This is a genomic window from Candidatus Edwardsbacteria bacterium (assembly GCA_018821925.1).
Classification (GTDB): domain Bacteria; phylum Edwardsbacteria; class AC1; order AC1; family EtOH8; genus UBA2226.
In genome coordinates this window covers 32,031-53,505 of record JAHJLF010000077.1, presented here as the reverse complement: position 1 = coordinate 53,505, position 21,475 = coordinate 32,031, and the positions used below count along the sequence as shown (strand labels likewise).

Sequence of the window (21,475 nt, the reverse complement as noted above, 5' to 3'; positions counted from 1 at the left end):
GCGCCGGATGGTAGTTTGGATCATTCTAAAATATTTTCCTTCAGCAATGTCTTCAAGACCTTGGATACTACCGAGCCCTCGTACCCCCGGCGAGCCAGAAACCCAGCCAAGCGACGCCTGGCAGTGTCGGCGTCCAGCTTGCGGTAAAGCTTCATCTTTCTCCGGGCCAGGTCCAGGGCCGCAGGGAACTCGTCCACATTGCTTTTATACTCCCGGATGGCCTGGTCAACTATCTCCCGGTCTATCCCCTTGGCAAAAAGCTCCTGCCGCAAACGGACCACGCCGGTGGGCCGGAAGTGCTGCCGGTTCTCGATCCAGTCCCGGGCGAATTTCTCATCGTCCAAAAGCCCCAGCGACAGCAGATCATCTATCACCAGATCAATATCCGCCGGGGAGGCCGCCCTGGCCTTGAGCTTGTCCCTGATGTCCTTGACCGAGCGGCCGCGCAGCGCCAACAGCCGCAGGGCGTAATTCCGGGCTTTATTTATATCCATTATTTAACGTTGCGATACGGTAGTGACACTGTCGTCATACCATTGTTTGACAATCGTATGGTCCTCGTATCTCTAAGCATAACAATCGTACGATTTATTTCCGCCCCCGCTTCTTGGGCTCTTCCTTCTCCTCTTTCTCCGGGTCCTTATCTTCTGTCTTCTGCCCGGCCGGCTGATTGAGCTTGGCCTTAAGTTCGATCTCTATCTTCTGCAACAGATCGGGATTCTGCTTGAGCATGGTCTTGATGTTGTCCCGGCCCTGCCCCAGCCGTTCGCCCTGGTAGGAGAACCAGGCCCCGGCTTTCTCGATGACGTTGTTCTCCACCGCCAGGTCCATCAGGTCTCCGGCGTAGGAGATGCCCTCTCCAAAGATGATCTCGAATTCAGTGTTCCGGAAGGGCGGCGCCATCTTGTTCTTGACCACCTTTACCCTCACCCGGTTGCCGATCATCTGGTCGCCCTGCTTGATGGTCTCTATCCGGCGGATGTCCATCCTGACCGAGGAATGAAATTTCAGGGCCAGGCCGCCCGGGGTGGTCTCGGGGTTGCCGAACATCACCCCGATCTTCATCCGGATCTGGTTGATGAATACGATGCAGGTCTTGGAGCGGTTGGCCACCGCCGTCAGTTTGCGCAGGGCCTGGGACATCAGCCGGGCCTGCAGGCCCATGTGGGAATCGCCCATGTCCCCCTCGATCTCGGCCTTGGGCACCAGGGCCGCCACCGAATCGATCACGATCACATCCATGGCGTTGCTGCGGACCAGGGTCTCGGTGATCTCCAAAGCGTCCTCGCCGGTGTCCGGCTGGGAGATCAGCAGATTGTCCACGTCCACCCCCATGGCCCGGGCGTATTTGGAATCCAGGGCATGCTCGGCGTCTATATAGGCGGCGGTGCCGCCATTCTTCTGGGCCTGGGCCACTATGGACAGGGCCAGGGTGGTCTTGCCCGAGGCCTCCGGGCCGTATATCTCCACCACCCTGCCGCGGGGCACGCCGCCCACCCCCAGGGCATAGTCCAGCGATATGGAGCCGGTGGATATCACCTCCACATTGACCCCGGCGTCGCGGCTGCCCCATTTCATTATGGCGCCCTTGCCGAACTGTTTTTCGATCTGCGATACTGCCAGATCCAAGGCTTTTGCTTTTTCGCCCTCTGCCATTTTCATACTCCTCTCAAAATAATAGGTTTAACCTATTTTAATTTATTTTAGCATATCGTTTTGGGTTGGTCAAACCCCGGAATCTCCTGGCAGGTTGAATGTTTCGGCCGGGCGCAAAGCCACCCCGCCCAGCTTGTCCAGCAGGGGCGTGGCCAGTCCGGCAATGACCGGAGCGAACAGAATCCCCTCCAGCATCAGCCCCTTTAAAGAGAACAGGAATATCAGGATGCCGCAGAGCATTCCGTACCAATACTGCCCCCAGTGCCTGGCCGGGGTTGACATATGGTCGGCGCCCAGCACCCCCAGCGAAAACAGAAAAAGGTTGACCATCCATGACAATTGGAATATTTCCAGCCCCCCGTAAGCCCGGTATTGCAGATAAAGAAAGGTCAGGGGCATCAACAGACCGGCCAGCAATATTCTCCATTTGTAAAGCCGGTTGAGGAATAAAAACGAGAACAGAACCGTCAGCCCTACCGGCAGCCACCCGGAAAGGAAATACAACCGGCCGCTAAAAACGGCCCCCCGCCCGATGAAGTTGTTTAGGCTTGTTTCCCCGCCGAAATAATTGCCCGCCGCCAGGACCAGCAGCGCCAGCACCAGGGGAAAGTTCAGGGGATAGGCGTACTCCCGATCCCTGACGTAGGTTCGCAGCATCCCGCAGACCACCGTCAGTCCGGCCGGGATCAAGCAGCCGATGCCTGCCGGCATCATAAGGTTTATCAGGATGGCATCATTGACGAACCAAAAATCCGTTCTTTTCCGGCGGCCTTTTTTTAAAGCATAGATGTGCCAGACCAACCCCAGGAACAGGGACAACAACAGCGATGATGCCAAGCCCCATCCCCAAAGGTAGAGGCCGAAGCCGGCCAGCGGCAGCAGGGCAATGAATCTGCGGAAGCCCAGCTGTTTCCAGTCAAAGCGGGTACGAATATGGGGCCACAACGATACGTTGAACATCAAAATCAGTTCCTTTTGGTTATAGCTCCGACGAATAAATATCGCAACGTGTCATTCCCGTCCCGCATCACGGTGCGGGATAAACTCCGACGGGAATCCAAGCCTGGATAACCCTCCCCGAGAGACACTGCCGCGTCAACTGCCCTTCATCATCGTTTTGCCTACCTTGATCTGATGCAGCAGATGAATTCGCGACGGGCAGACGAAGCTGCACAGCCCGCACTCCAGGCATGTCCCCAGGCCCAGGGCGGAATATTTGTTCCTTTCGCCGCTGCCGACCGCGGCATAGAGACAGTGGGGGCTTAGGTTCCGGGGGCAGATGTTGGAGCATTCCCCGCAGTTGCTGCATAGGTTGTTCTCCCAGGAAACGTCGTCCTTCATCATGATCACCCCGTCGGTGTCCGGGGTCACCGGCATCTTCGGGCTGTAATAGCTCTGCCCGGTCATCAGCCCGCCCAGGATCAGCTTGATCTTGCGGTAGCGCGACAGGTCGCGCTTGAATATCTGCTCCATGTTTATACCCAGCGGTAGGCGGACATTGGCCGACTGCCCGGAGGTCTGGTCCCAGACGGTGCACAGTTTGGAGACCATCGGCAATCCCTCGATCACCGCCTGCCGGATGTTCCACACCTCCTCCAGGCCGTAGACCCGGGAGCTGGCGGATCCGGGGAAATTATCCTTCAGCAGGCTCATATGACCCTGGGGATATTTGGGCTCCACGATATCCACCGATATATTCACCGCGCTGGTCAACAGCACCTTCATCCGCTCTATCAGATCCGGCATGTCGGAGGAAATGACCACCCTCCCCCGCACCGAACGGTGAACCTGCATCAGGACCCGCATTCCCTCTATCAGTTTCTCCGGGACCTCCCGCAACAGGCGGATATTGCCTGATACCGGCGGCTCCAGGCTCAGGCCGTTGAATATCAGTAGGCCTATATCCGGCGGTTCCTGCAGATCCCTGATCCCGGCCTCCCATATCCGATGGCCCAGATCGCCCCGTGTCTTCTCCCAGTAATTGGGAAACGGCTCCAGCACAACATTCGGCTGATGCTGGGCCTCCGACACCTGCAGATAAATCGTCAGCCGGGGGAAATCAAAATTCTTGGGCCGGGCCACCAGATCGAGAAAGTCCTCCACTCTCTCCACCTGCCCGGCCAGCGGGGCATAAACCGGAAGGCCCTTTGAATTATAGCCGATGGCATCGTAGGCATGGACCCAGTCCCCGGGGAAAACCGAGGCCTTGCCGCCCCGCCACAGGGGTATGGTCAGAAAATCCGGCCGGTCGGAATTTTCTATGGGCTTTTTATAGCAGAACATTTTGGCCGGCCAATGCCAGCCGCCGGTGATGGAATTTTTCATCTATATACTTGATACTTGCATAATCATTTCCTTGATCGGCCTGCCTGCACGAAGCCGTGCTTTTATGCCAAGCGTAGTTAGTGCCTCCGCTAAAGCTATGGCACTCGCGGAAGCCATAATATAAAGCGTAAGCGGACGGCATAGGCAGGCCACAAAAATCATAAAATATTAAAGTTGGCAATCAAAACGTTTTCACCGCGACTGGTTTCGTAAGTTACACTAAAACTAACTTGTTAAGTATAAGACACTATCAAATAAAAGTCAAATAAAAAAGGCGACTTCCAGCAAGCTGGAAATCACCTTTTTTGAGGAAGCTGTTTAAAATTTTTGGTCAACCTCACGTTGGCTAAGCACCACCATCCCGGCGGCATTGGCCAGCCGGGACACCCGGGCCAAGGTCTGGCTGGAATAGAGCACATCGATGCTGCCGGTGATGGAGGTCTGGGTGGCGCCCTGCACCACGATACCCCCCAGCACCCAGGTGGTGCCGCCGGACTGATAATTGCCCTCGATGTAGATCAAGCCCTTGAACGATATGTTTGAGGCGGAATGCAGGTTTCCCAGGACCCACAGGATGCCGTCATGCTGCAGCCCGGAGCCGCCCCCGGCATACATGGTGGTAGTGCCGGGGGACCCCACCCGCACCAGGCCTGTAACCGGATACATATTATTGCCCCAGGGCAGGTTCTTGCAGGCCGTCTCTTCCATTCCCAGCATCTCCCATATCGGATAGATGGGCGAGGTGGAGTTTTCAACAACATCGGGATTGCCCCAGGCCTTGCGGTTGGCGCCGACATTATCAAATGTAGCGTTGGTCTCTATCCCGGGCAAGCAGCCGGCCTGGGTGCAGGTGGCTTTGGGGGCGAGATTGGCAAAACTGTTGGCCGCTATGCCGTGCGAGTCCTCGGCTGCTACGTGCCAGCCATGGGGCTGGGCGGTAGTCAGGGTAAAGCAGTTGGGCGGGCTTAAATTATAGGGGGTGGTCTGCGGATGGTCATGTCCGCAGACGTCGGCATTGCCGTTTCCGGTAACCGGTGCCTTGCTGCTTAATCCGGCCCTGGTCCGGGTGTTAAAACTGGGCACGCTGACCTCGGTCACCATGGTCCGGCGCGAATTGCCCACCCGCCCGGTGGAGATGATCTCCCATATCGGATAGGCGTCAACCGGAGTGGGACTCGTCCTGCCCAGCACCACCATCTCCCGCTTGTAGTCATAAAAGTACACCTCGTCGTTGGTGATGGCGCCGTCGCCGTTCAGATCGATCCTCTTGTAGCGTACCTGCAGGGTGGAGAAGGTGTCGCCCAAAGCGTTGCGGTTGGTGCTGTACTGAAGCGCGGTCCCGGTCTGCAGGGTCTGCGCGTAAACGATGGGACCTTCGGGTGAGCCGCCGGCATCCAGGGTGATGTAGCAGCGCCACTCGGGGTTAAGGGAGCCGCTGGAGATATCCTGGGCGATGCCCCAAGTGGTGCCAGGCTGCTGCGACAGCCGGGCGATGGCCTCCGAGGTGCCGGCTTTGGACAGCAACAGTGCCTGGGAACTGCGCATCCGGTTGGCGGTGATGGTTTTTTCGTTGATGATGTTGAACATCAGCCCGCTGGCCATCACCGACAGCACCAAGATGACCATCAGCGACAGCACCAGGGCCACCCCCTTTTGATTTTTTATCCGTTTCATGGCTTTTGTCCTCTTTAATATTTATGATGGTAGATGATTACTCTTCCATAGCCCACGCCGCCCGACAGGAACCGCTCGCCGACCACCACGTCGACCTTGGTGGTATAGGGCCGGAGGGTTTTGGAGCGGATGGTCACCACCTCGCCGGTGTACTTGCCGCCGGAGGGATCGGAGCCGGCCAGGGCCAGGCTGCCGCTGGTGTTGTAGTAGAAGCGGGTGCCTCCGGTATATTCGCCGAACTTAAGGCCCACCGCCACATCAATCATGTAATCTATGTTAAGATTGTTGGCGCTCAGGCACAGCACCTCACCCTCGGTCACCCGGGAGACGTTGGGCGCTCCGGTCGAGCCGAAGGTGCCGTCATTGTTGTTGTACCACAGGGACAGCCGGCCCTTGTAGTCGTCCACCGTGGATCCGTTGGTCCTCAGTCCGCAGATTATGTCGTTGGGAAAGCTGGTGCCGCGGGAGCGATAGGTCCCCAGCGCGTTTATGTATCCGTCGCTGATGTTATAGGTCGCCTGGTGGATGAAGCGTTTGTTTAACCCGGCCCGGCGGTAGATGACCAACTGCCCGGTGTAGGTGGGGAAACTTCCGGTCTTGGTGGCGATTATCAGGTCCTGGTAATTGTTGGGCAGATCGCTGCCCAAAGTGCCGGTGCTATCCACCACATCCATCAGGAGCAGGGCTCGGACCTCGCCTAGCGGGGTCCCGCCGCCGGCGGTGGCGATCACGGTGTCCAAAGTAAAAGTGGGGGGGTTATTGGTGGCGCTGTTGCTCTTCCATATCTCCACCCGCCCTTCGTTGTCGGCAACTTTGGTGCCGGCGGCAAAATCCAAACGGAGCGTCGTTAGGGTGGTGGGGGTGAGGTTTCCGGTGCCCAGTGCCAGCACCGAGGTATTGCTCACCGGGGTAGATGTGGCATAATTAAGGACGGCATCCCTCATAAGCCCTTTGTCCCGGTTGAAGTTCGCGCCAGTCAGGCCGCCGTCGTGGGTGCGGCCTACCGAGATATTAAAAGCCCCCACGTTCTCCTTGAGCCCGCAGATGACATCCTCGGTGGTGCTGCCTAAATGGGAGTTTATGTCTCCGCCGGCCAACGCGGTAATGTCGGTGGTAAGGTTAGCGGAGGAATCGAAGGCTGTCGGGAACAATGCGCTGGCCGGGGTGGCAGAGCTCTGATAGCGGTTATACCATACAAGCAGGTTGGATACCGCCCCGGTGGTATTGACCGTTCCCAGCACGATATCCGGGTCGGCCGAATAGGACAACGGATTGTTTCTATCCCCTGGGGGCTCCCGGTATTCCCTCAGGTCCGGCAGGATCATGGACAGCACCCGCTCGGTCTGGCCCAGCGGTATGGCCACATAGCCCACCACGTCGCCGAACATCACATAGCGGGTGGAATCCTTGGGCACAAAAAGGCTGTCTACCTGGTTGAGGGTACTGGCGACGCTCCAACTGGTGGAGCCTATCGCTCTGAAAAGACCGCAGGTGGAGATCATGGAATCGGGGTCTATCTCCATCACCGTATATAAAGAGTCGCCCGGCAGGTTGATAACCAGGTCTCCGTTGGCATCGGTCCGCCCGGATCCCGCCAGGTCGCCGTTGTTGGTGTTGACCACCATGCAGAAGACGTTGCCCAGTCCGGGTTCGCCGGTGTCCAAAGTGCTGTCCTTGTCGGCGTCATTCCACACCTTGATGTTGATGGTGCCCATGCCGGCGCGGGAATCGCCGAAATTTACGTTAAGATTATCGGTGGCGCCTAGGGTGTCCACCACGATATTGGGGGTGGTGGAATAATAGCCGGGGGAATCTATCTCGGTAATCGTATAGATGCCCTGAGGCAGGGTGAACCGGTAGTCGCCGAGGGCATCGGTGGTGGTGCTGATGTTTAAGATGGTGGAATCGGCAATGGTCGGCTTTCCCTTTACCGCCACCACCACCCCGGTTATCCCGCGCTCGTCGGTGTCGGGCGCCGGAGGCACACCTGGCGTTACGCCAATGGGAACAATAGAATCGTTGTAGACCTTGCCGCCTACATCCCGCATGTCGCCGCTGCTGATGCTCTGATAGCGAAAATCGACATTGGGCGCATCGGCGTCGGCCACCGTCACTGACGAATCCTGGGGATTCTTCAGCACATAAAAGTAACTGCCGCTGTTTATCAGCTTCTCCGGTGTCACTACGTAGATCCCGTTCTCCACCGCAAAGGTATAATCCCCCGAGCCGTTGGAGGTCTGGATGGATCCGGTACTTAGATAGACCTTGCCTCCAGCGATGCCGCCGCCAGATTCATCCTTAAGTTTGCCAGTGATGCCGTATTTGGCTTTGGTGTTGGGCACATTGGCCAGATTGGTGGTGGTGGACACCACCACCCGGCGGTACTGGTTTCTGTCCACTGGTATCCGGGTCTCGGTGGTGACGGTGATGGTTATCATCTCGATGCTCATCAGAATGTTCTGGGGGGGATTGGCGAAAAGTCGCTCGACCCCGGTCAGCACTTCGTCTCCGTCGGTATCGCCCCACAGCACCAGCACATTGCTGACAACATCCCGGTACCAATACTGGAACATGGGGATGATATCCTGGTCGTCGGCCGCCACCGGGCCCCTCACCAGGGCGATATCGAAATTCCGGTTGGGATAGACATTGTTGGTGTTGTCGTCCATCCGGCCGTAGGTCTGGCGGATCAACACATAATCATCAGGATTTCGGGTTCTCAGCTCCACCGCATCATCGATGCGGTCGGCCACGCCGAAGATGCCGTCGTGGTTGGAATCCAGGGTGTAGCGATAGGTCTCGGCCCCTCCGGTGAAAGTGGCGCCGATGGTATAATTGGGACACAGCGGGCTTATGCCCGGATCGTAGGCCCGGGGCTGTTTCAGGCCCAGACTATCGGGAAATGGGTTGAGATTGGTGTTGAATATGATCTCGAACGGCATGGCGTAGGCTATTATCGGCTGTTCGTTAAGGGTGGCCACTTCGTACCCGGCGCTGCGGATATCCCGGACCAGCATCTCCATGGCCGCCGAACCCTGTTGCTGGGCCTCTATCAGTGATTCATTCTTGCGTTTGGCCTTGTCGCTGTTGATCATCATGGTGACTACGGCTGCCATCACAATCCCCAGCACCACCACTGAAATCATCAGCTCGACTAAAGAAAACCCTTTTCTGTTCATGACATACCTCTGTATTTAAAAGTTTAGGGTTTGTACAGGAAAACCGTGGTCCCGATGCTGTTCATGGTGGAGGCGCCGGCCACCCAGGTGACCGTGATGACGGCCCGTTTGATCTTGGTGGTGATGTTTTCGTTGGTGATCACCCAGTCGCGGGTAAATCCGTCAACGGTTTCCTGATGGGCCCCCAAAGTCAGGTCGGCATGAGTGGCGGGCATCCTTTCGAATTCCTCGGACTTCTCCATGGCCAGGTTGGTAGCCTGAGTCAGCAGCCGGGACTGGGTGGTGTGTCCCATTCCCCGTGGGAAAAGCGCCGCTATGCCCAAAAGAGTTATGGATAATATGGTAATGGAGACCATCAGTTCGACAAGTGACATGCCATGCTTGTTCATGGTTTCCCAACCTCCCTTAAAATTTTAAAAGATACTGCCCGACTGCATGATGTAGATGGTATCTCTGGAGCCAACGGTGTTTTGAATGGCCAGGGCGTTGATAGTGTTATTTATCAGCACTCCGGTAGGCCGAAAACCGACCGAAAAAGTGGTGTTGGAGAAGGTTATGCCCGATGGCAGCTGCACTGTCCGTAGTATCGTTTCCCCGCCATCATAAAGGCCGTTAGGGGAAAGGCTATTATCGACAAATACCCGGTACTGGGTGCTGCTGATAACATCCAGGCAATAGAAAACATCCTTGCCCATTGCCATCTGGCGGATCAGGTGCAGTTCGCCGAACAGCTGGCTGCGGGCATCCTTCTGTTTCCTGTGCGGTATATTTTTCATGATACCGGGAACGGTCAGTCCGGCCATAATGCCAATAATTATGATCACCGTCATCAACTCAATCAGGGAAAACCCGTTCTTTTTCATTTTCCTACCTCCACCATTTATTTATAAGCAATATTAATGCCATTCTCTTTGCCAGCCATTTAACATCTTGGATAACAAGATACTGCAGACCATCCTGTGTTTCAGTCAGCTTGACATAAACCCTAAATATTGTTACCCGAAGGTAACAATATGGACCTCCCGGTAATAATCTTAAGCTTTATTCAGGCCGTAATCCTTGATCTTTTTAAGCATCACCCGGTAGCTTATCTGCAACCGGCGGGCGGCCTGGCTTTTATTGCCGCCGGTCTGGGCCAGCACCTTCTCGATCAATTCGGCTTCGGCCTTGGCCGCCGCTTTGGCCGAAACGGACAGTAATCCCTCGTCGCCAACATTCACTTCAATTTCATCATCGGGCGGCAGTACGATATTCAGGTCCTCCAGATTTATCTTTCGGCCCCGGGCGAACAGCATGGCTCTCTCTATGGCATTCTCCAGTTCCCTGACGTTGCCCGGCCAGTTGTATTTCTTTAAGGCTGCCAGCGCTCCGGCATCGATGGATTCGATCTTCTTTTTATTTTTGAGACTATGCTTTTCTATAAAATGATAGGCCAGCGGCTCGATATCCTCGGGCCTTTGGTTAAGCGGACTCAAGCAGATGGGAAAAACATTCAGCCGGTAGAAAAGATCCTGCCGGAATTTTCCCTCGGCCGCCATCTTTCCCAGATCCTGGTTGCTGGCGGCTATCAGCCGGATGTCGATCTTTATGCTCTTGGTGCCGCCCACCGGCGTGACCTCCTTCTCCTGGATGGCCCTAAGGATCTTGGGTTGCAGGCCCAGGGGAAGCTCCCCGATCTCATCCAGGAAAAAACTGCCGCCCTCGGCCGCCCTCAGCAGGCCGGGCTTATCGCGGCCGGCTCCGGTAAAGGCGCCCTTGACATACCCGAACAGTTCTGACTCCAGAAGATTTTCCGGCAGGGCCGCACAGTTTATGGTGATAAAGGGTTTTCCCGATCGGGGGCTCAGGCGGTGGATCTCCCGGGCGATCAATTCCTTGCCGGTGCCGCTATCCCCGGTTATCATTACCGTGCTGTCGGCCGGGGCCACCCTGGCCGCCAGGTTCAAAACTTCCCGCATGGCCGCGGAGGCAAAGACGATATCCGGCGATCTGGGCTGATCGCTTATTTGGTCCCGATAACTGAAATACTGACCGTACTCGGCGATCAATCTCTCCAGTTTCTCTAACTGCAGGCCGGCAGCTTCGCCGGAGTAATTTTCCAGGGATTGTTTTATCTCCTGCAGGCCCGGCTGTACCTTTGCCAGCAGGTTCCGGGAGGCGCTTTCCAACAGGGCCGATTTCTCGGACAGCTCCTCCAGTTCCTCCATCCTCTTGATATCGGTGATGTCCGATATCACCAGGTTTTTTCCCATCTTTTGTCCGCCAGAATTTTTCAAGTCGCTAATCTCCACCTGGATGGTCCTGGCCCGGCCGGCCGGGCTTTCCAGTTCCTTGGTCATAAGTTTAGCGCCCCGGCCGATGGCCTCCAGTTCCTCCCGGCTGAATATATCGGCGCAGGATTCAATGACGGCGATGCCGAAGATGTCCCTGGCCGCCGGGTTGCAGGCCAGCATTTTCCCGGCATTGTCAATGCTGATCATCCCTTTGTCCACGCTATCCAATATCTGTCGGCTGAACTGTTCCAGATCATCAGCCCTCACCCGCTCCTTGGCATACAAATCATTCAGATCACGCCCCTTCTGCCTCAGTTCGGTGATCATACCTTGATATGTATCCATCACCAGCTCGACATCGGAACCCGGGAGTTTCCCCTCCCCTGCAGCATCACGGGCCAGCCCGGCCATGCTTCGGAAGGGATTGAATATCAGCCGCAGATACAGAAACAGTCCGATCAATACGGCCAGAAAGATTATGGCCGACCAGATATTTTGCAACCTGGCGCCGGATTCCAGCGAAGGCAGCAAGCCGGCCGGGGCCAGCATAACCAGAATATTCCCTTTCAGGCCCTCCCTGAGGGAATAGTTGACAAATCCATAGCCCTCCCGATTTGGGTTGTAGACCATTCTGCCAGGAGCTAATTTCCCCCAGCTGGTTGCCTGTTCAATATCAGTCACGTCCGGAAAAAGATAGGCTTCCAATAGATACCGGTTGCTGGCCGCCTTCCACTGGCCGTTGTTGTCGGCCAGCCCGATGGCGCTGATGCCGGAGATGCTGGCCAGGGCCGACCACTTGGCCTCAATGCTGTCCACGGAAAGACCCGGGTTTCCCCGATAGCTTTCCGCTGCCAGCCGGGCAGTGGCTGCCAAATGCCCCTCCATCTGCCAGCGGTATTGCCTGACCGAATAGTTGAACATTAAAATAGAAACCAGGTTCACTACCGACAAAATCATCACTAGCAGAAACCCGACCAACCGGGTCTCCCGTTCGTATTTTAACCATTTGCGCTTCATAGCATAACAGAATATCATAACCCATTGCGACTGTCAATAAAAAAATGGGATGCCCTAAAGGCATCCCATTTATAAGCCGGGTGAATTTTATTTGTTGCCGCAGCCGCCGCAATCATCTTTGATCATGGTTTTTTTCATTTTCATATGCTTCATGGATTTCATCTTTTTCTGCTGTTCGGCGGTCAGCACTTTGTTCATGGCCAGGCGGTGCTCGATCCGGGAGTTATAGATCTTCTCCTGAAGTTTGGAGACCTCCGACGCCTTCTTCCTGATGGCGCCGTCGTTCCCCAGGTCATCCATCAGGTCCTGCAGTTCCATCTTGGCGATCTTTAGGTCGGCCTCGGTCCTGATCGTTTCTTTGCGGTGGGTGGTGGCCATGCCGTCGATCTTTTTGACCTGAGTCTCGGTCAAACCGATCTCCTTGGCTAATTCCGGATTTTCCCACCACTGGCCGCGCCCCTGGTGCATCATTCCGGGATCGCCCTTTTCGATGCGCTTCTCGATCCGGATTTTCTTCTCCCCCCCGCTGGGGCATTGGGCCATGGCGCTGGCCGCCAACATCAGGGCCGGCACCATCAATAGAATTGCTTTTTTCATTTGTTCTCCTTAGGTTTAATGGTTATTGTTATCTGCTGTTGTTTGTTGATTGGACTGCACCGGCCGTCCAAAGGTTTAATTCTTTATTCCTGGCGCAGCACCTTGATGAAAACATTTGTTACCACCTCACCTTGCGATATCTTTTTTCTTTGACCTGGATCACCATCTTGCGGATCTCCTCGTCAAAGTTTTGGTCGAAGATCCTCCACATGGCCCGCTGCTGGATGGTAAGCATGGCATCCAGCTCCTGGTGGATCTTCTCCATGTTCTTTAAGGTTTCCTTCTGCAGCTTGTCAAGGGAATCCAGCTTGGCTTTCAGCTCCTGGTCCTTGGCTTTTCTGATCATCAGCTCTTCAAGCTGGACCACCAGCGCCCGATGTTTTTTGCGCACCTCCCGCTGACTCTCCTCCATCTGTTTGAGCTTGGGAAAGAACCTGGATATCTGCTGGTTGGAAAGCTCAAGCATTTCGGTCATCCGGGTCACCCTCACCGCCTCCAGCATCCTGCGTTCCCGGTGCTCGGGCGGCGGCGGGCATTCCGGGGGGCACAGGCTGTCATACTCCTGCATCATGACCGTCATCCGGTTTTGGGCCAACACCGGAAGCGATATAAGCGACAGGGCCAGTATCAACATTATTTTTTTCATTTCAGCTCCTTGTATTCTGCAGTTCCGAAAGGATATACTCCATTTCGGTTTCGGACAGTTCATCCAGCATCTGGGCGGCATTGTCCGTCCCGTAGAGATAGGTTCCCTTCTGCAGGGTGGAAAGATATTTCTCATGCGAATTATTCTGGGAGACAGGAATATCTTGGGCTACTGCTTCCAGGGCTTCATCGATGTTTGACCAGCCGTATTTCTCGGAGGCCCAGTGGGCCGCAGTCAGGGAGATCCTGTTGTCGGACGATATCCGGGACTGAATGGTCGCTATCCCGAATGCCAGGGCGGCAACCATAATAAAAGACGTTACCGGCAGGGGGGCCAAGACAGCGCTCCACCAAGGCCTGGATGGTTTCAGGGCGGCCTGCTGGACCACGGCCGGCAGGTTGGCAAAGAACTGCTGGTCGGGCATCTCCACCTGCCATTTGTCTAGAATTGCGAACAATTCCAGATCAGACGTTATTTTTTTGTTTTTATTCATTTTTTCCTCTCACTAAGCCACTGATACACTGTTTGCCTTCGTTTTTTGGATCGCTTCGCATGCCATATATTATGTTTTCCTCGCGATGACGCACCCACTTCGTCATTGCGAAATGACCTTATGCCTAACAAAGGAAGCAATCCATTTCTCTTACTTACCAAATCGCAAATCACCTATGATCGCCCCGATCTCATTTTCCGTCACCAAGCCTTGAGAACTACTGCTACAAATAAAATGCGTGAACCCCGTAAAGCGGGGGTGTCTTAGTGCCTTTGTGAGATGATCTCGGTTGGTCATTCATTTCCGTACTCCGCGAAATCCTTAAGTTTCCCCTTCAGCTTCTGGACTGCCTGGAAATAATTGGCCTTGACGCTGCCTACTGACCGGGCGGTGATCCGGGCGATCTCGTCGTGTTTGTATCCCTCGTAATGATGCATCACGAACACCGATCTTTGTTTGTAAGGCAGTGAATCCACCGCCTCAGAAATCTTTCTCTGTAAAAGAACGTCACGGGTCTTGTTGTCGGCCACCTCTCCGGTAACTTCAAAAGAAAGGGGTTGGTTAAGATTCTTTTTTCGCCAGGTTGATCCGGTGTTGATGGCTATCCGGTAGAGCCAGGTCCTGATGTCGCTCTCTCCTCTGAACGATCCAATGCCTTTTAAGGCCTTAATGAACACCTCCTGAGTGAGGTCCTTGGCATCCTCAATGTTGCCGGTAAGGCGGTAGCATAGCCGATAGATGCCCTGCTGATGAGCCCGAATGATCTCATTGAAAGAGCTGGTATTCCCGGCTTTAACTTCTTGTATGGCATTCATTAAGGATTCAGGCATGGTTGATATTCAATAGATTAGACTTATGCTTATAAGATATGGTTTAAAACAAAAAAGCCCCGCTTAAGCGGGGCTTTTGATTGTATTTACTAAAACTTGAAGGAAACGCCTGCCGCCAAATAGTACGGATACCCGACCCGGGCGGTGCCTACCATCGTCGGGCTGAAATCATAGTTGCAACCCAGAGCTCCGCCGAAGAACATGGAATTGGCGGTTGCATCATAGCCGTACCAAGAGGTATAACCAGGATTATACTTCACATCCCAAGAAACAATATCATATCCAAGTACTGCGCCAACGAACGGATCGAACTTCTCGCCTGGCTTGAAGTGATAGTTGCCCTGCGCCCCGATCGCTATGTAGGTGTATGTATATTCGGCCCAGTAATAATCCTCAGACTGCGAGGACCATCCAAGGATGGCACCGCCGCTGATATTCTCATGGAACCCGTACTCGAACTGGCCGCCGAGCATCAAATCATGCCACCCCATGCCCACCAACGGGCCGATATATTTGTCACCTTTTTTGTAGCCATCGGCCGAAGCAATTGCAGTTATGGCAACCAGGGCCACCAGAACCAAAACCAACTTCTTCATAACATTACTCCTTTTAAGTTTTTGTGTGATTGTGTTGATATATTTCGGTTTATAATTACAACTTGGTTAAGTTTATAGCATAAAATAATAAAAGTCAAGCAACAAAAAAATATTTTTATCCCTTTACCACTCCCAGCGGTTTCATCTTGGCCACCATATTCGAGATGCCGGCATTGTGCACCACCGACACCACCTGGTTGACATCCTTATAGGCCTCCGGCATCTCCTCGCGCAGGGTATCGTTGCCGTGGGAGCGGACGATTATGCCCTTCTCGCCCAACTCCCGGGCGATGGACCGGCCCCTAGTATTTTTCAGGGCCTGGGTGCGCGACATAAGCCTTCCGGCCCCGTGGCAAGTGGAGCCCCAGGTCTCCTGCATGGCTCTTTCGGTTCCGGTTAAAAGATAGGAAGCCCGGCCCATGTCCCCGGGGATGATCACCGGCTGGCCGTAGGGGCGGTAGCGTTCGGGCAGTTCACGGTGGCCGGGGCCGAAGGCCCTGGTAGCCCCCTTGCGGTGAACGCATAGCTTGATGCTTTTTCCATTATACTGGTGGGTCTCAAACTTGGCGATATTGTGGGCCACATCATATAACAACGACATCCCCAGCTTTTCAGCGCTGGTCCGGAATACCCGTTCGAAACTTTGGCGCACCAAATGCATCAGGCACTGGCGGTTGGCCCAGGCGTAGTTGGCCGAGCAGGCCATGGCCGCCAGGTAATCGCGGCCCTCAGGCGATTCTATGGGGCAGCAGGCCAGCTGGCGGTCCGGAATATTGATGCCGTATTTGGGCATGGCCCTCAGCATGATGTCCACCTGATCCTCGCAGGTCTGGAAACCCAGCCCCCGGGAACCGGAGTGGATCATCACCACTATCTGGTCCTTTTCTATCCCGAAGGCTCCGGCGGTCTTGAGGTCGTACATCTCGACCACTTTTTGGATCTCCAAAAAATGGTTGCCGGCCCCCAGGGTGCCCAATTGCTCCCGTCCCCGATCAAAGGAACGTTTGGAGAGTTTATCGGGGTCGGCCCCCGGCAGACAGCCCTGGGATTCGGTGAACTCCAGGTCGCCCTTCCAGCCGTATCCGTTCTCCACCGCCCAGGATGCCCCTTTTTCCAGCGCGGCCCTTTCCTGGGCCGGAGATAATTTTATGGCCCCCTTGGAGCCGATCCCCGAAGGGACAAGTTGAAACATCGCATCGACCAGATCCTTGACCCTATCCTTGACGTCGTCATACAGCAGGTTGGTTCTGACCAACCGCACCCCGCAGTTGATGTCCGACCCCACCCCGCCCGGCGAGATGACGCCATCCATTGTCATGGCTGCCACCCCTCCGATGGGGAAGCCGTATCCCTGATGGATATCCGGCATGGCCAGTGATGATCCCACGATGCCCGGCAGACAGGCCACGTTTGACACCTGCAGCAGAGATCTCTCGCTCCGGGCCTGCTCCATCATCTCCCGGTCGGCGTACAACAGACCGTCCACCTGCATGGCCCCGGCCCGGGGTATCCGCCAGCGGTATTGATCTATTTGTTCTATTTCCATGATCGCGCCATTAAAATCAAAATGGCTATTCCCGAAGGGAATAGCCACAAGCACTAACGCAACTTTTTCTTGTGCCGATCGGCCCTGAGTCTTTTTTTGCGTTTATGGGTTGCTATCTTGTGTTTCTTTTTTTTCTTACCGCAAGGCATTTAAAATGCAAACCTCCTTCTGATTTATCATATTTAATTATTTTTACTTCTTTGAGACCTGAGCCTTCAACTCGTTGGAAGGCTGAAATATGGGGACCAACCTGGCAGGTATCTGGACCGTCTCGGTGGGGCGCCTGGGATTACGGGCCAGACGCGGCTTGCGCTCCTTGACCTTGAATCGGCCGAATCCCCTGATCTCTATGTTCTTGCCCTCGCTTAATGTCAGGGTGATGACATCCAGAAAGGAATCGACCACGATCTTGGCATCCCGCTGGGTAACCCCGGTTTTATCGCAAACCAACTTCACCAGATCAGCCTTAGTCATTTGTGAACCCTCCTTAGTTACAACTGGAACAGTTATGAGATGTACAGCCGCCGCATCCTCCGGACTTTCCGGCCGAAACGAAACCTCTCTCGGTCTTGCAGCCGAATGTGGAAAATATTTTTTCTGTCTTGTTACTGCCGCAATCCGGGCAGGCGGGTTTGCTTTCCGAGAGGCGCATCAGCTGTTCAAATTTACGATTACACCTGCTGCATTCAAACTCAAAGATTGGCATAGCATTATGATACAATTTCGGAGCAGTGTTTGTCAATAGGAATTTTAAAATATTTTTTGCAGGAAAATATTCAGCTCCTGGTCGCCGATCTCGAAAGGCAGTTTTCCGTGGCGTATCTGCAGCAATTCCCCCGCCAGGGGCAGGCCGCGGCTTTGGGGCCCGGCGGTAATCAGGCTGTGTACCTTGAGCATATAGGCTATGGAAAAGACGTCGTTCTTGGAGCCGATGAAACCCCGGGCCTGGGAAAGGGCCTCGGCCGCTTCGGCCGACGAAGGCGAGTTCATCACCGTCTGCCCGATTAGGGCCTGCTCCGGCATCTTTTCACCAGGGTTTATCACGATCAGCTTTAGGTGCGGGTTTTTAGCCAGGGCCGTCAGGGTCTTTTCAAAGTTCTTTTTTTTCCAATGGCTTCCGTCCAGGGCCAGCACCGACTGGCCTTTTTTCAGGCCCTCCTCTTTGAGCCTTTCCCGAAACTCCCTTTTGCCCTCCAGCCCCACCAGCTTGGGCCAGGCCGGGTGATGGCCGGACACCTGGGCCCCCAGGGGTTTGATGATGTCCAAACTGCGGGTTATCTCGTCAGCCGAAAGAGTACCGGCTTTGATGATGAAATTTTTAAAGGGATAGTCCCGCCCGGTCTCCTGGCCGTACCGTACCTCTATCCCGGAGCGGAAGAACAGGTACGATAATTGTTCCAGGGGACGGTAGTTCAGATCCAGCAGCAGGTCGAACCGACGCTGGCGGAAGATCTTCTTCAACCGGCGGGATTCCTTAGAAGCTAGGCCGTTAACCAACCGGGGGCGGAAATCTATCACCTCGTCCACCTCGTTGTCAAAATGCCACAGCCCGCGCTTGTCCTCGTCGATCAGCAGGGTGAGCAGACTGTCCCGGTAATGTTTGCGCAGGGCCCTTATGGCCGGGATGGCGCACAGCAGCTCGCCTTCGTCCTGGGCCGGGAAGCACAGGATCTTGCCGGGCTTTTTCAAAACCCCGGTGAAATCCACCGGTTTTTGGCGGCCGTATCGGCGGGACAGGCTTATGGCCAGGGCGGTAAACAGGCTCAATTCATCTGCCTTTCCGGATCTTCGGCCCGAAGGCTATTTTGGCCACGCTCTCGATGTTGCTGACGTAATGAAATTTCAGATTCTTCCGCACATGATCCGGCACCTCCTCCAGATCCTTCTTGTTCTGCTCCGGCATGATGATCTCCTTGATGCCGGCCCTTTTGGCGGCTATCACCTTCTCCTTGATGCCGCCCACCGGCATCACCTTGCCCCTCAGGGTAATCTCGCCGGTCATGGCCAGGTTGGCCTTCACCGGCCGGTCGGTCAGCAGCGATATCAGGGCGGTAGCCATGGTCACCCCGGCCGAGGGTCCGTCCTTGGGAATGGCACCGGACGGCACGTGGATGTGGATGTCAAACTTTTCAAAGAAACGAGGGTCTATCTTATAGATCTTGGATTTGGCCCGGATGTAGGACAGGGCGGCCTGGGCCGATTCCTTCATCACCTCGCCCAGGGAGCCAGTCAGACTAAGGCCCTTCTTGCCAAGCATCTTGGTGGCTTCGATAAAAAGTATCTCCCCGCCCACCGGGGTCCAGGCCAGCCCAGTGGCCATGCCCACCTCGCCGGTCCGCTCGGCCACCTCAGGGAATACCTTCTGGGGACCCAGGTATTTATGCAGGCTCTGGGGTGTGACGGCCTTTTTGATTTTGTCTCCGGAGGCCACGTCTTTAGCCACCTTGCGGCAGACGGTGGCAATCTCCCGCTCCAAGTTTCTGACCCCGGCCTCGCGGGTGTACTGGGAGATTATCTGGCTGATGGACTGATCGCTGAATTTGATGTGGGCCTCGGTCAGGCCGTTCTCCTTGATCTGCCGGGGAACCAGGTATTTCAGGGCAATGTGCAGTTTCTCCTCCTCGATGTAGCCCGGCAATTCCAGCACCTCCATCCGGTCCTTGAGGGCCGAGGGGATGGGATCCATCACATTGGCGGTGGTGATGAACATCACCTTGGAAAGATCGAAGGCCACATCCAGGTAATGGTCGGCAAAGGAGAAATTCTGCTCGGGGTCCAGCACCTCCAGCAGGGCCGCCGCCGGATCTCCCCGGAAGTCCAACCCAATCTTGTCCACCTCGTCCAGCATGAACACCGGATTATTGGTCTCGGTATGCTTCAGCCCCTGGATGATGCGGCCCGGCATCGAGCCGATATAGGTGCGCCGGAAGCCGCGGATCTCGGCCTCATCCCGGATCCCGCCCAGCGAGATGCGGTAGAACTTCCGGCCCAGGGCCCGGGCGATGGAGCGGCCCAGCGAGGTTTTGCCCACGCCCGGAGGGCCCACGAAGCACAGGATGGGGCCCTTGGCGTCCCCTTTTAGCTTGCGGACCGCCAGGTACTCTATGATCCGGTCCTTGACTTTCTCCAGGTCGTAATGATCCTCGTCTAATATCTTCCGGGCGGCCACCACATCCAGGCTGTCGGTGGTGGAGACGCTCCAGGGAAGCTTTACCAGCCAGTCGATATAGGTGCGGGCCACGGTGTACTCGGCGGCGTGGGGGGGCATCCGGCCCAGCCGGTCCAGCTCCTCATGGGCCGCTTTCAGGGCCTCGGGGCTTAATTTTGCCTTCTCCACCTTTTTGCGCAGGTTGCCCACCTCCAGAGAATGCTCGTCGCCCTCGCCCAGCTCCCGCTGGATGGCCTTCATCTGCTCCCGCAGGAAATAGTCCCGCTGGTCCTTGTCCATCTCGGTCTTGACCTGGTTCCGGATCTTGTCGCCCAGCTCCAGGATGGAGAGCTCCTTGGAGAGCAGCGGGATCAGCTTCTGCAGCCGATCCTTGGGATCAATGGTCTCCAGTATCTGCTGGCGCTCGGCGATGGTCAGGTTGAGGTTGGAGGCGATCAGATCGGCCATCTTGCCGCTGTCTTCGATGTTCAGGGAGACCGCCTGCAGTTCGTCCGGCAGGTAGGGGGCCAGGGAGATGATCTTCTGGAACAGGGACACCACGTTCCGCATCAGGGCCTCGGCCTCGATGCTCTTCCGGCCCTTCTCCTTCAGCACCTCCACCTTGGCCTTGAAATAGGGCTCGTTCTGGACGAATTTGGTTATCTTGATCCGATTCAGCCCCTGCACCAGTATCCTGATGCTGCCGTCCGGGAACCGGAGCATCTTGATGATCAGGGCTGCGGTGCCGACCTGGTAGATCTCGTCCTCCTTGGGCTCGTCGGTATCCTGCCGCAGCTGGGTGCACAGGCCGATGATCTTGTTTCCCAGCAGGGTCTCGTCGGTAAGCTTGATCATCTTCTCGTTGGAGATGACCAGGGGAACTATCAGATACGGAAAGACCACCTGCCCCTTGAGCGGCAGGATGGGAAGCTCTCCCGGTATTTTTATTTCTTTGGATTCTTCGGGCATTCAATACCTATTCAATGATTCGGTTATAATTTTAGATCCGTCCGCCGGCGGATGCCAGATGATCGCCCTTCCGGAAATTCATTCAATCTTTATCTCCACAGTCCTGGCTTTTTTCTTGGAGATCCTGATATCCAGCATCCCATCCTTGTAGACCGAACTTTTGACCTTGTCGCTAATCGTCTCCGGCAGGGGTATGATCTTCTCGAACCAACCCTGGTTTATCTCTATCTTGTGGTAGAAGCGTTTCTTATCCTCGCCGGCATTGTCCAGCCGGGAACCTCTTATCACAATTGCTCCGGGGACGAAGGTGATATTGATGTCATCCTTGGAGATGCCAGCCAAATCCAGCTTGATCACCAGTTCATCGTCGGTCTCGTATACGTCGCAGCTGGGATGCCAGAGGGTCTCCTCCTCCACCAGATAAAAGGGCTGGGTCTGGTCGGTCATGTCATTCAACAGACCGCTCAGGTCGCGGCGATACACCCGCATTACCTTTACCGGTTGATTTGGCATAATTCTATCCTCC

The 21,475-nt window shown here is 55.4% G+C and carries 20 protein-coding genes; all 20 read right to left on the bottom strand.

What is annotated here, in order from left to right; translation table 11 throughout:
- Nucleotides 1-20: 20 nt before the first annotated feature.
- The 20 genes from KJ869_10190 to KJ869_10095 all read right to left on the bottom strand — a co-directional run bounded on the left by KJ869_10190 (nucleotide 21) and on the right by KJ869_10095 (nucleotide 21,462).
- On the bottom strand, nucleotides 21-494 hold the full coding sequence (locus KJ869_10190; protein MBU1577556.1) for a recombination regulator RecX: 474 nt from the start codon (nucleotides 492-494) through the stop codon (nucleotides 21-23).
- A 94-nt stretch (nucleotides 495-588) separates the two neighbouring features.
- Entirely contained in the window at nucleotides 589-1,656 is a 1,068-nt protein-coding gene (recA, locus tag KJ869_10185) for a recombinase RecA (protein ID MBU1577555.1), read from the bottom strand.
- Between the two features lie 69 nt (nucleotides 1,657-1,725).
- Nucleotides 1,726-2,616, bottom strand: coding sequence for an RnfABCDGE type electron transport complex subunit D (locus KJ869_10180; protein MBU1577554.1), 891 nt, complete (start codon nucleotides 2,614-2,616; stop codon nucleotides 1,726-1,728).
- Between the two features lie 135 nt (nucleotides 2,617-2,751).
- Complete coding sequence (locus KJ869_10175) at nucleotides 2,752-3,981, bottom strand: hypothetical protein (protein ID MBU1577553.1); 1,230 nt, start codon at nucleotides 3,979-3,981, stop codon at nucleotides 2,752-2,754.
- 318 nt (nucleotides 3,982-4,299) lie between these two features.
- A complete protein-coding gene (locus KJ869_10170; protein ID MBU1577552.1) occupies nucleotides 4,300-5,655 on the bottom strand; it encodes a pilus assembly PilX N-terminal domain-containing protein in 1,356 nt (451 codons plus the stop codon).
- A gap of 14 nt (nucleotides 5,656-5,669) precedes the next feature.
- The gene (locus tag KJ869_10165) at nucleotides 5,670-8,834 is read right to left on the bottom strand and encodes a prepilin-type N-terminal cleavage/methylation domain-containing protein (GenBank protein ID MBU1577551.1); all 3,165 of its coding nucleotides are present in this window, start codon (nucleotides 8,832-8,834) and stop codon (nucleotides 5,670-5,672) included.
- 23 nt (nucleotides 8,835-8,857) lie between these two features.
- Nucleotides 8,858-9,223, bottom strand: a complete 366-nt coding sequence (locus tag KJ869_10160) for a prepilin-type N-terminal cleavage/methylation domain-containing protein (GenBank protein ID MBU1577550.1) — start codon at nucleotides 9,221-9,223, stop codon at nucleotides 8,858-8,860.
- Nucleotides 9,224-9,247: 24 nt separating this feature from the next.
- Nucleotides 9,248-9,697, bottom strand: a complete 450-nt coding sequence (locus KJ869_10155; GenBank protein ID MBU1577549.1) for a type II secretion system GspH family protein — start codon at nucleotides 9,695-9,697, stop codon at nucleotides 9,248-9,250.
- A gap of 171 nt (nucleotides 9,698-9,868) precedes the next feature.
- On the bottom strand, nucleotides 9,869-12,124 hold the full coding sequence (locus tag KJ869_10150; GenBank protein ID MBU1577548.1) for a sigma 54-interacting transcriptional regulator: 2,256 nt from the start codon (nucleotides 12,122-12,124) through the stop codon (nucleotides 9,869-9,871).
- 87 nt (nucleotides 12,125-12,211) lie between these two features.
- The gene (locus KJ869_10145) at nucleotides 12,212-12,721 is read right to left on the bottom strand and encodes a hypothetical protein (GenBank protein ID MBU1577547.1); all 510 of its coding nucleotides are present in this window, start codon (nucleotides 12,719-12,721) and stop codon (nucleotides 12,212-12,214) included.
- A 118-nt stretch (nucleotides 12,722-12,839) separates the two neighbouring features.
- Nucleotides 12,840-13,367, bottom strand: coding sequence for a hypothetical protein (locus KJ869_10140; protein ID MBU1577546.1), 528 nt, complete (start codon nucleotides 13,365-13,367; stop codon nucleotides 12,840-12,842).
- Between the two features lies 1 nt (nucleotide 13,368).
- Nucleotides 13,369-13,860, bottom strand: coding sequence for a hypothetical protein (locus KJ869_10135; GenBank protein MBU1577545.1), 492 nt, complete (start codon nucleotides 13,858-13,860; stop codon nucleotides 13,369-13,371).
- A gap of 293 nt (nucleotides 13,861-14,153) precedes the next feature.
- On the bottom strand, nucleotides 14,154-14,690 hold the full coding sequence (locus tag KJ869_10130) for an RNA polymerase sigma factor (GenBank protein MBU1577544.1): 537 nt from the start codon (nucleotides 14,688-14,690) through the stop codon (nucleotides 14,154-14,156).
- 89 nt (nucleotides 14,691-14,779) lie between these two features.
- Nucleotides 14,780-15,286, bottom strand: a complete 507-nt coding sequence (locus KJ869_10125; GenBank protein MBU1577543.1) for a hypothetical protein — start codon at nucleotides 15,284-15,286, stop codon at nucleotides 14,780-14,782.
- A 115-nt stretch (nucleotides 15,287-15,401) separates the two neighbouring features.
- The gene (locus KJ869_10120; GenBank protein ID MBU1577542.1) at nucleotides 15,402-16,832 is read right to left on the bottom strand and encodes an RtcB family protein; all 1,431 of its coding nucleotides are present in this window, start codon (nucleotides 16,830-16,832) and stop codon (nucleotides 15,402-15,404) included.
- A gap of 192 nt (nucleotides 16,833-17,024) precedes the next feature.
- The gene (locus KJ869_10115; protein ID MBU1577541.1) at nucleotides 17,025-17,306 is read right to left on the bottom strand and encodes an integration host factor subunit beta; all 282 of its coding nucleotides are present in this window, start codon (nucleotides 17,304-17,306) and stop codon (nucleotides 17,025-17,027) included.
- Nucleotides 17,307-17,319: 13 nt separating this feature from the next.
- On the bottom strand, nucleotides 17,320-17,538 hold the full coding sequence (locus KJ869_10110) for a zinc ribbon domain-containing protein (GenBank protein ID MBU1577540.1): 219 nt from the start codon (nucleotides 17,536-17,538) through the stop codon (nucleotides 17,320-17,322).
- Nucleotides 17,539-17,582: 44 nt separating this feature from the next.
- Nucleotides 17,583-18,599 carry a hypothetical protein gene (locus tag KJ869_10105; protein MBU1577539.1) on the bottom strand — a complete coding sequence of 339 codons (1,017 nt, stop codon included), beginning with the start codon at nucleotides 18,597-18,599 and terminating at the stop codon, nucleotides 17,583-17,585.
- A 1-nt stretch (nucleotide 18,600) separates the two neighbouring features.
- The gene (lon, locus tag KJ869_10100; protein MBU1577538.1) at nucleotides 18,601-20,949 is read right to left on the bottom strand and encodes an endopeptidase La; all 2,349 of its coding nucleotides are present in this window, start codon (nucleotides 20,947-20,949) and stop codon (nucleotides 18,601-18,603) included.
- A gap of 78 nt (nucleotides 20,950-21,027) precedes the next feature.
- Nucleotides 21,028-21,462, bottom strand: a complete 435-nt coding sequence (locus KJ869_10095) for an Hsp20/alpha crystallin family protein (protein ID MBU1577537.1) — start codon at nucleotides 21,460-21,462, stop codon at nucleotides 21,028-21,030.
- Between the last annotated feature and the right edge of the window lie 13 nt (nucleotides 21,463-21,475).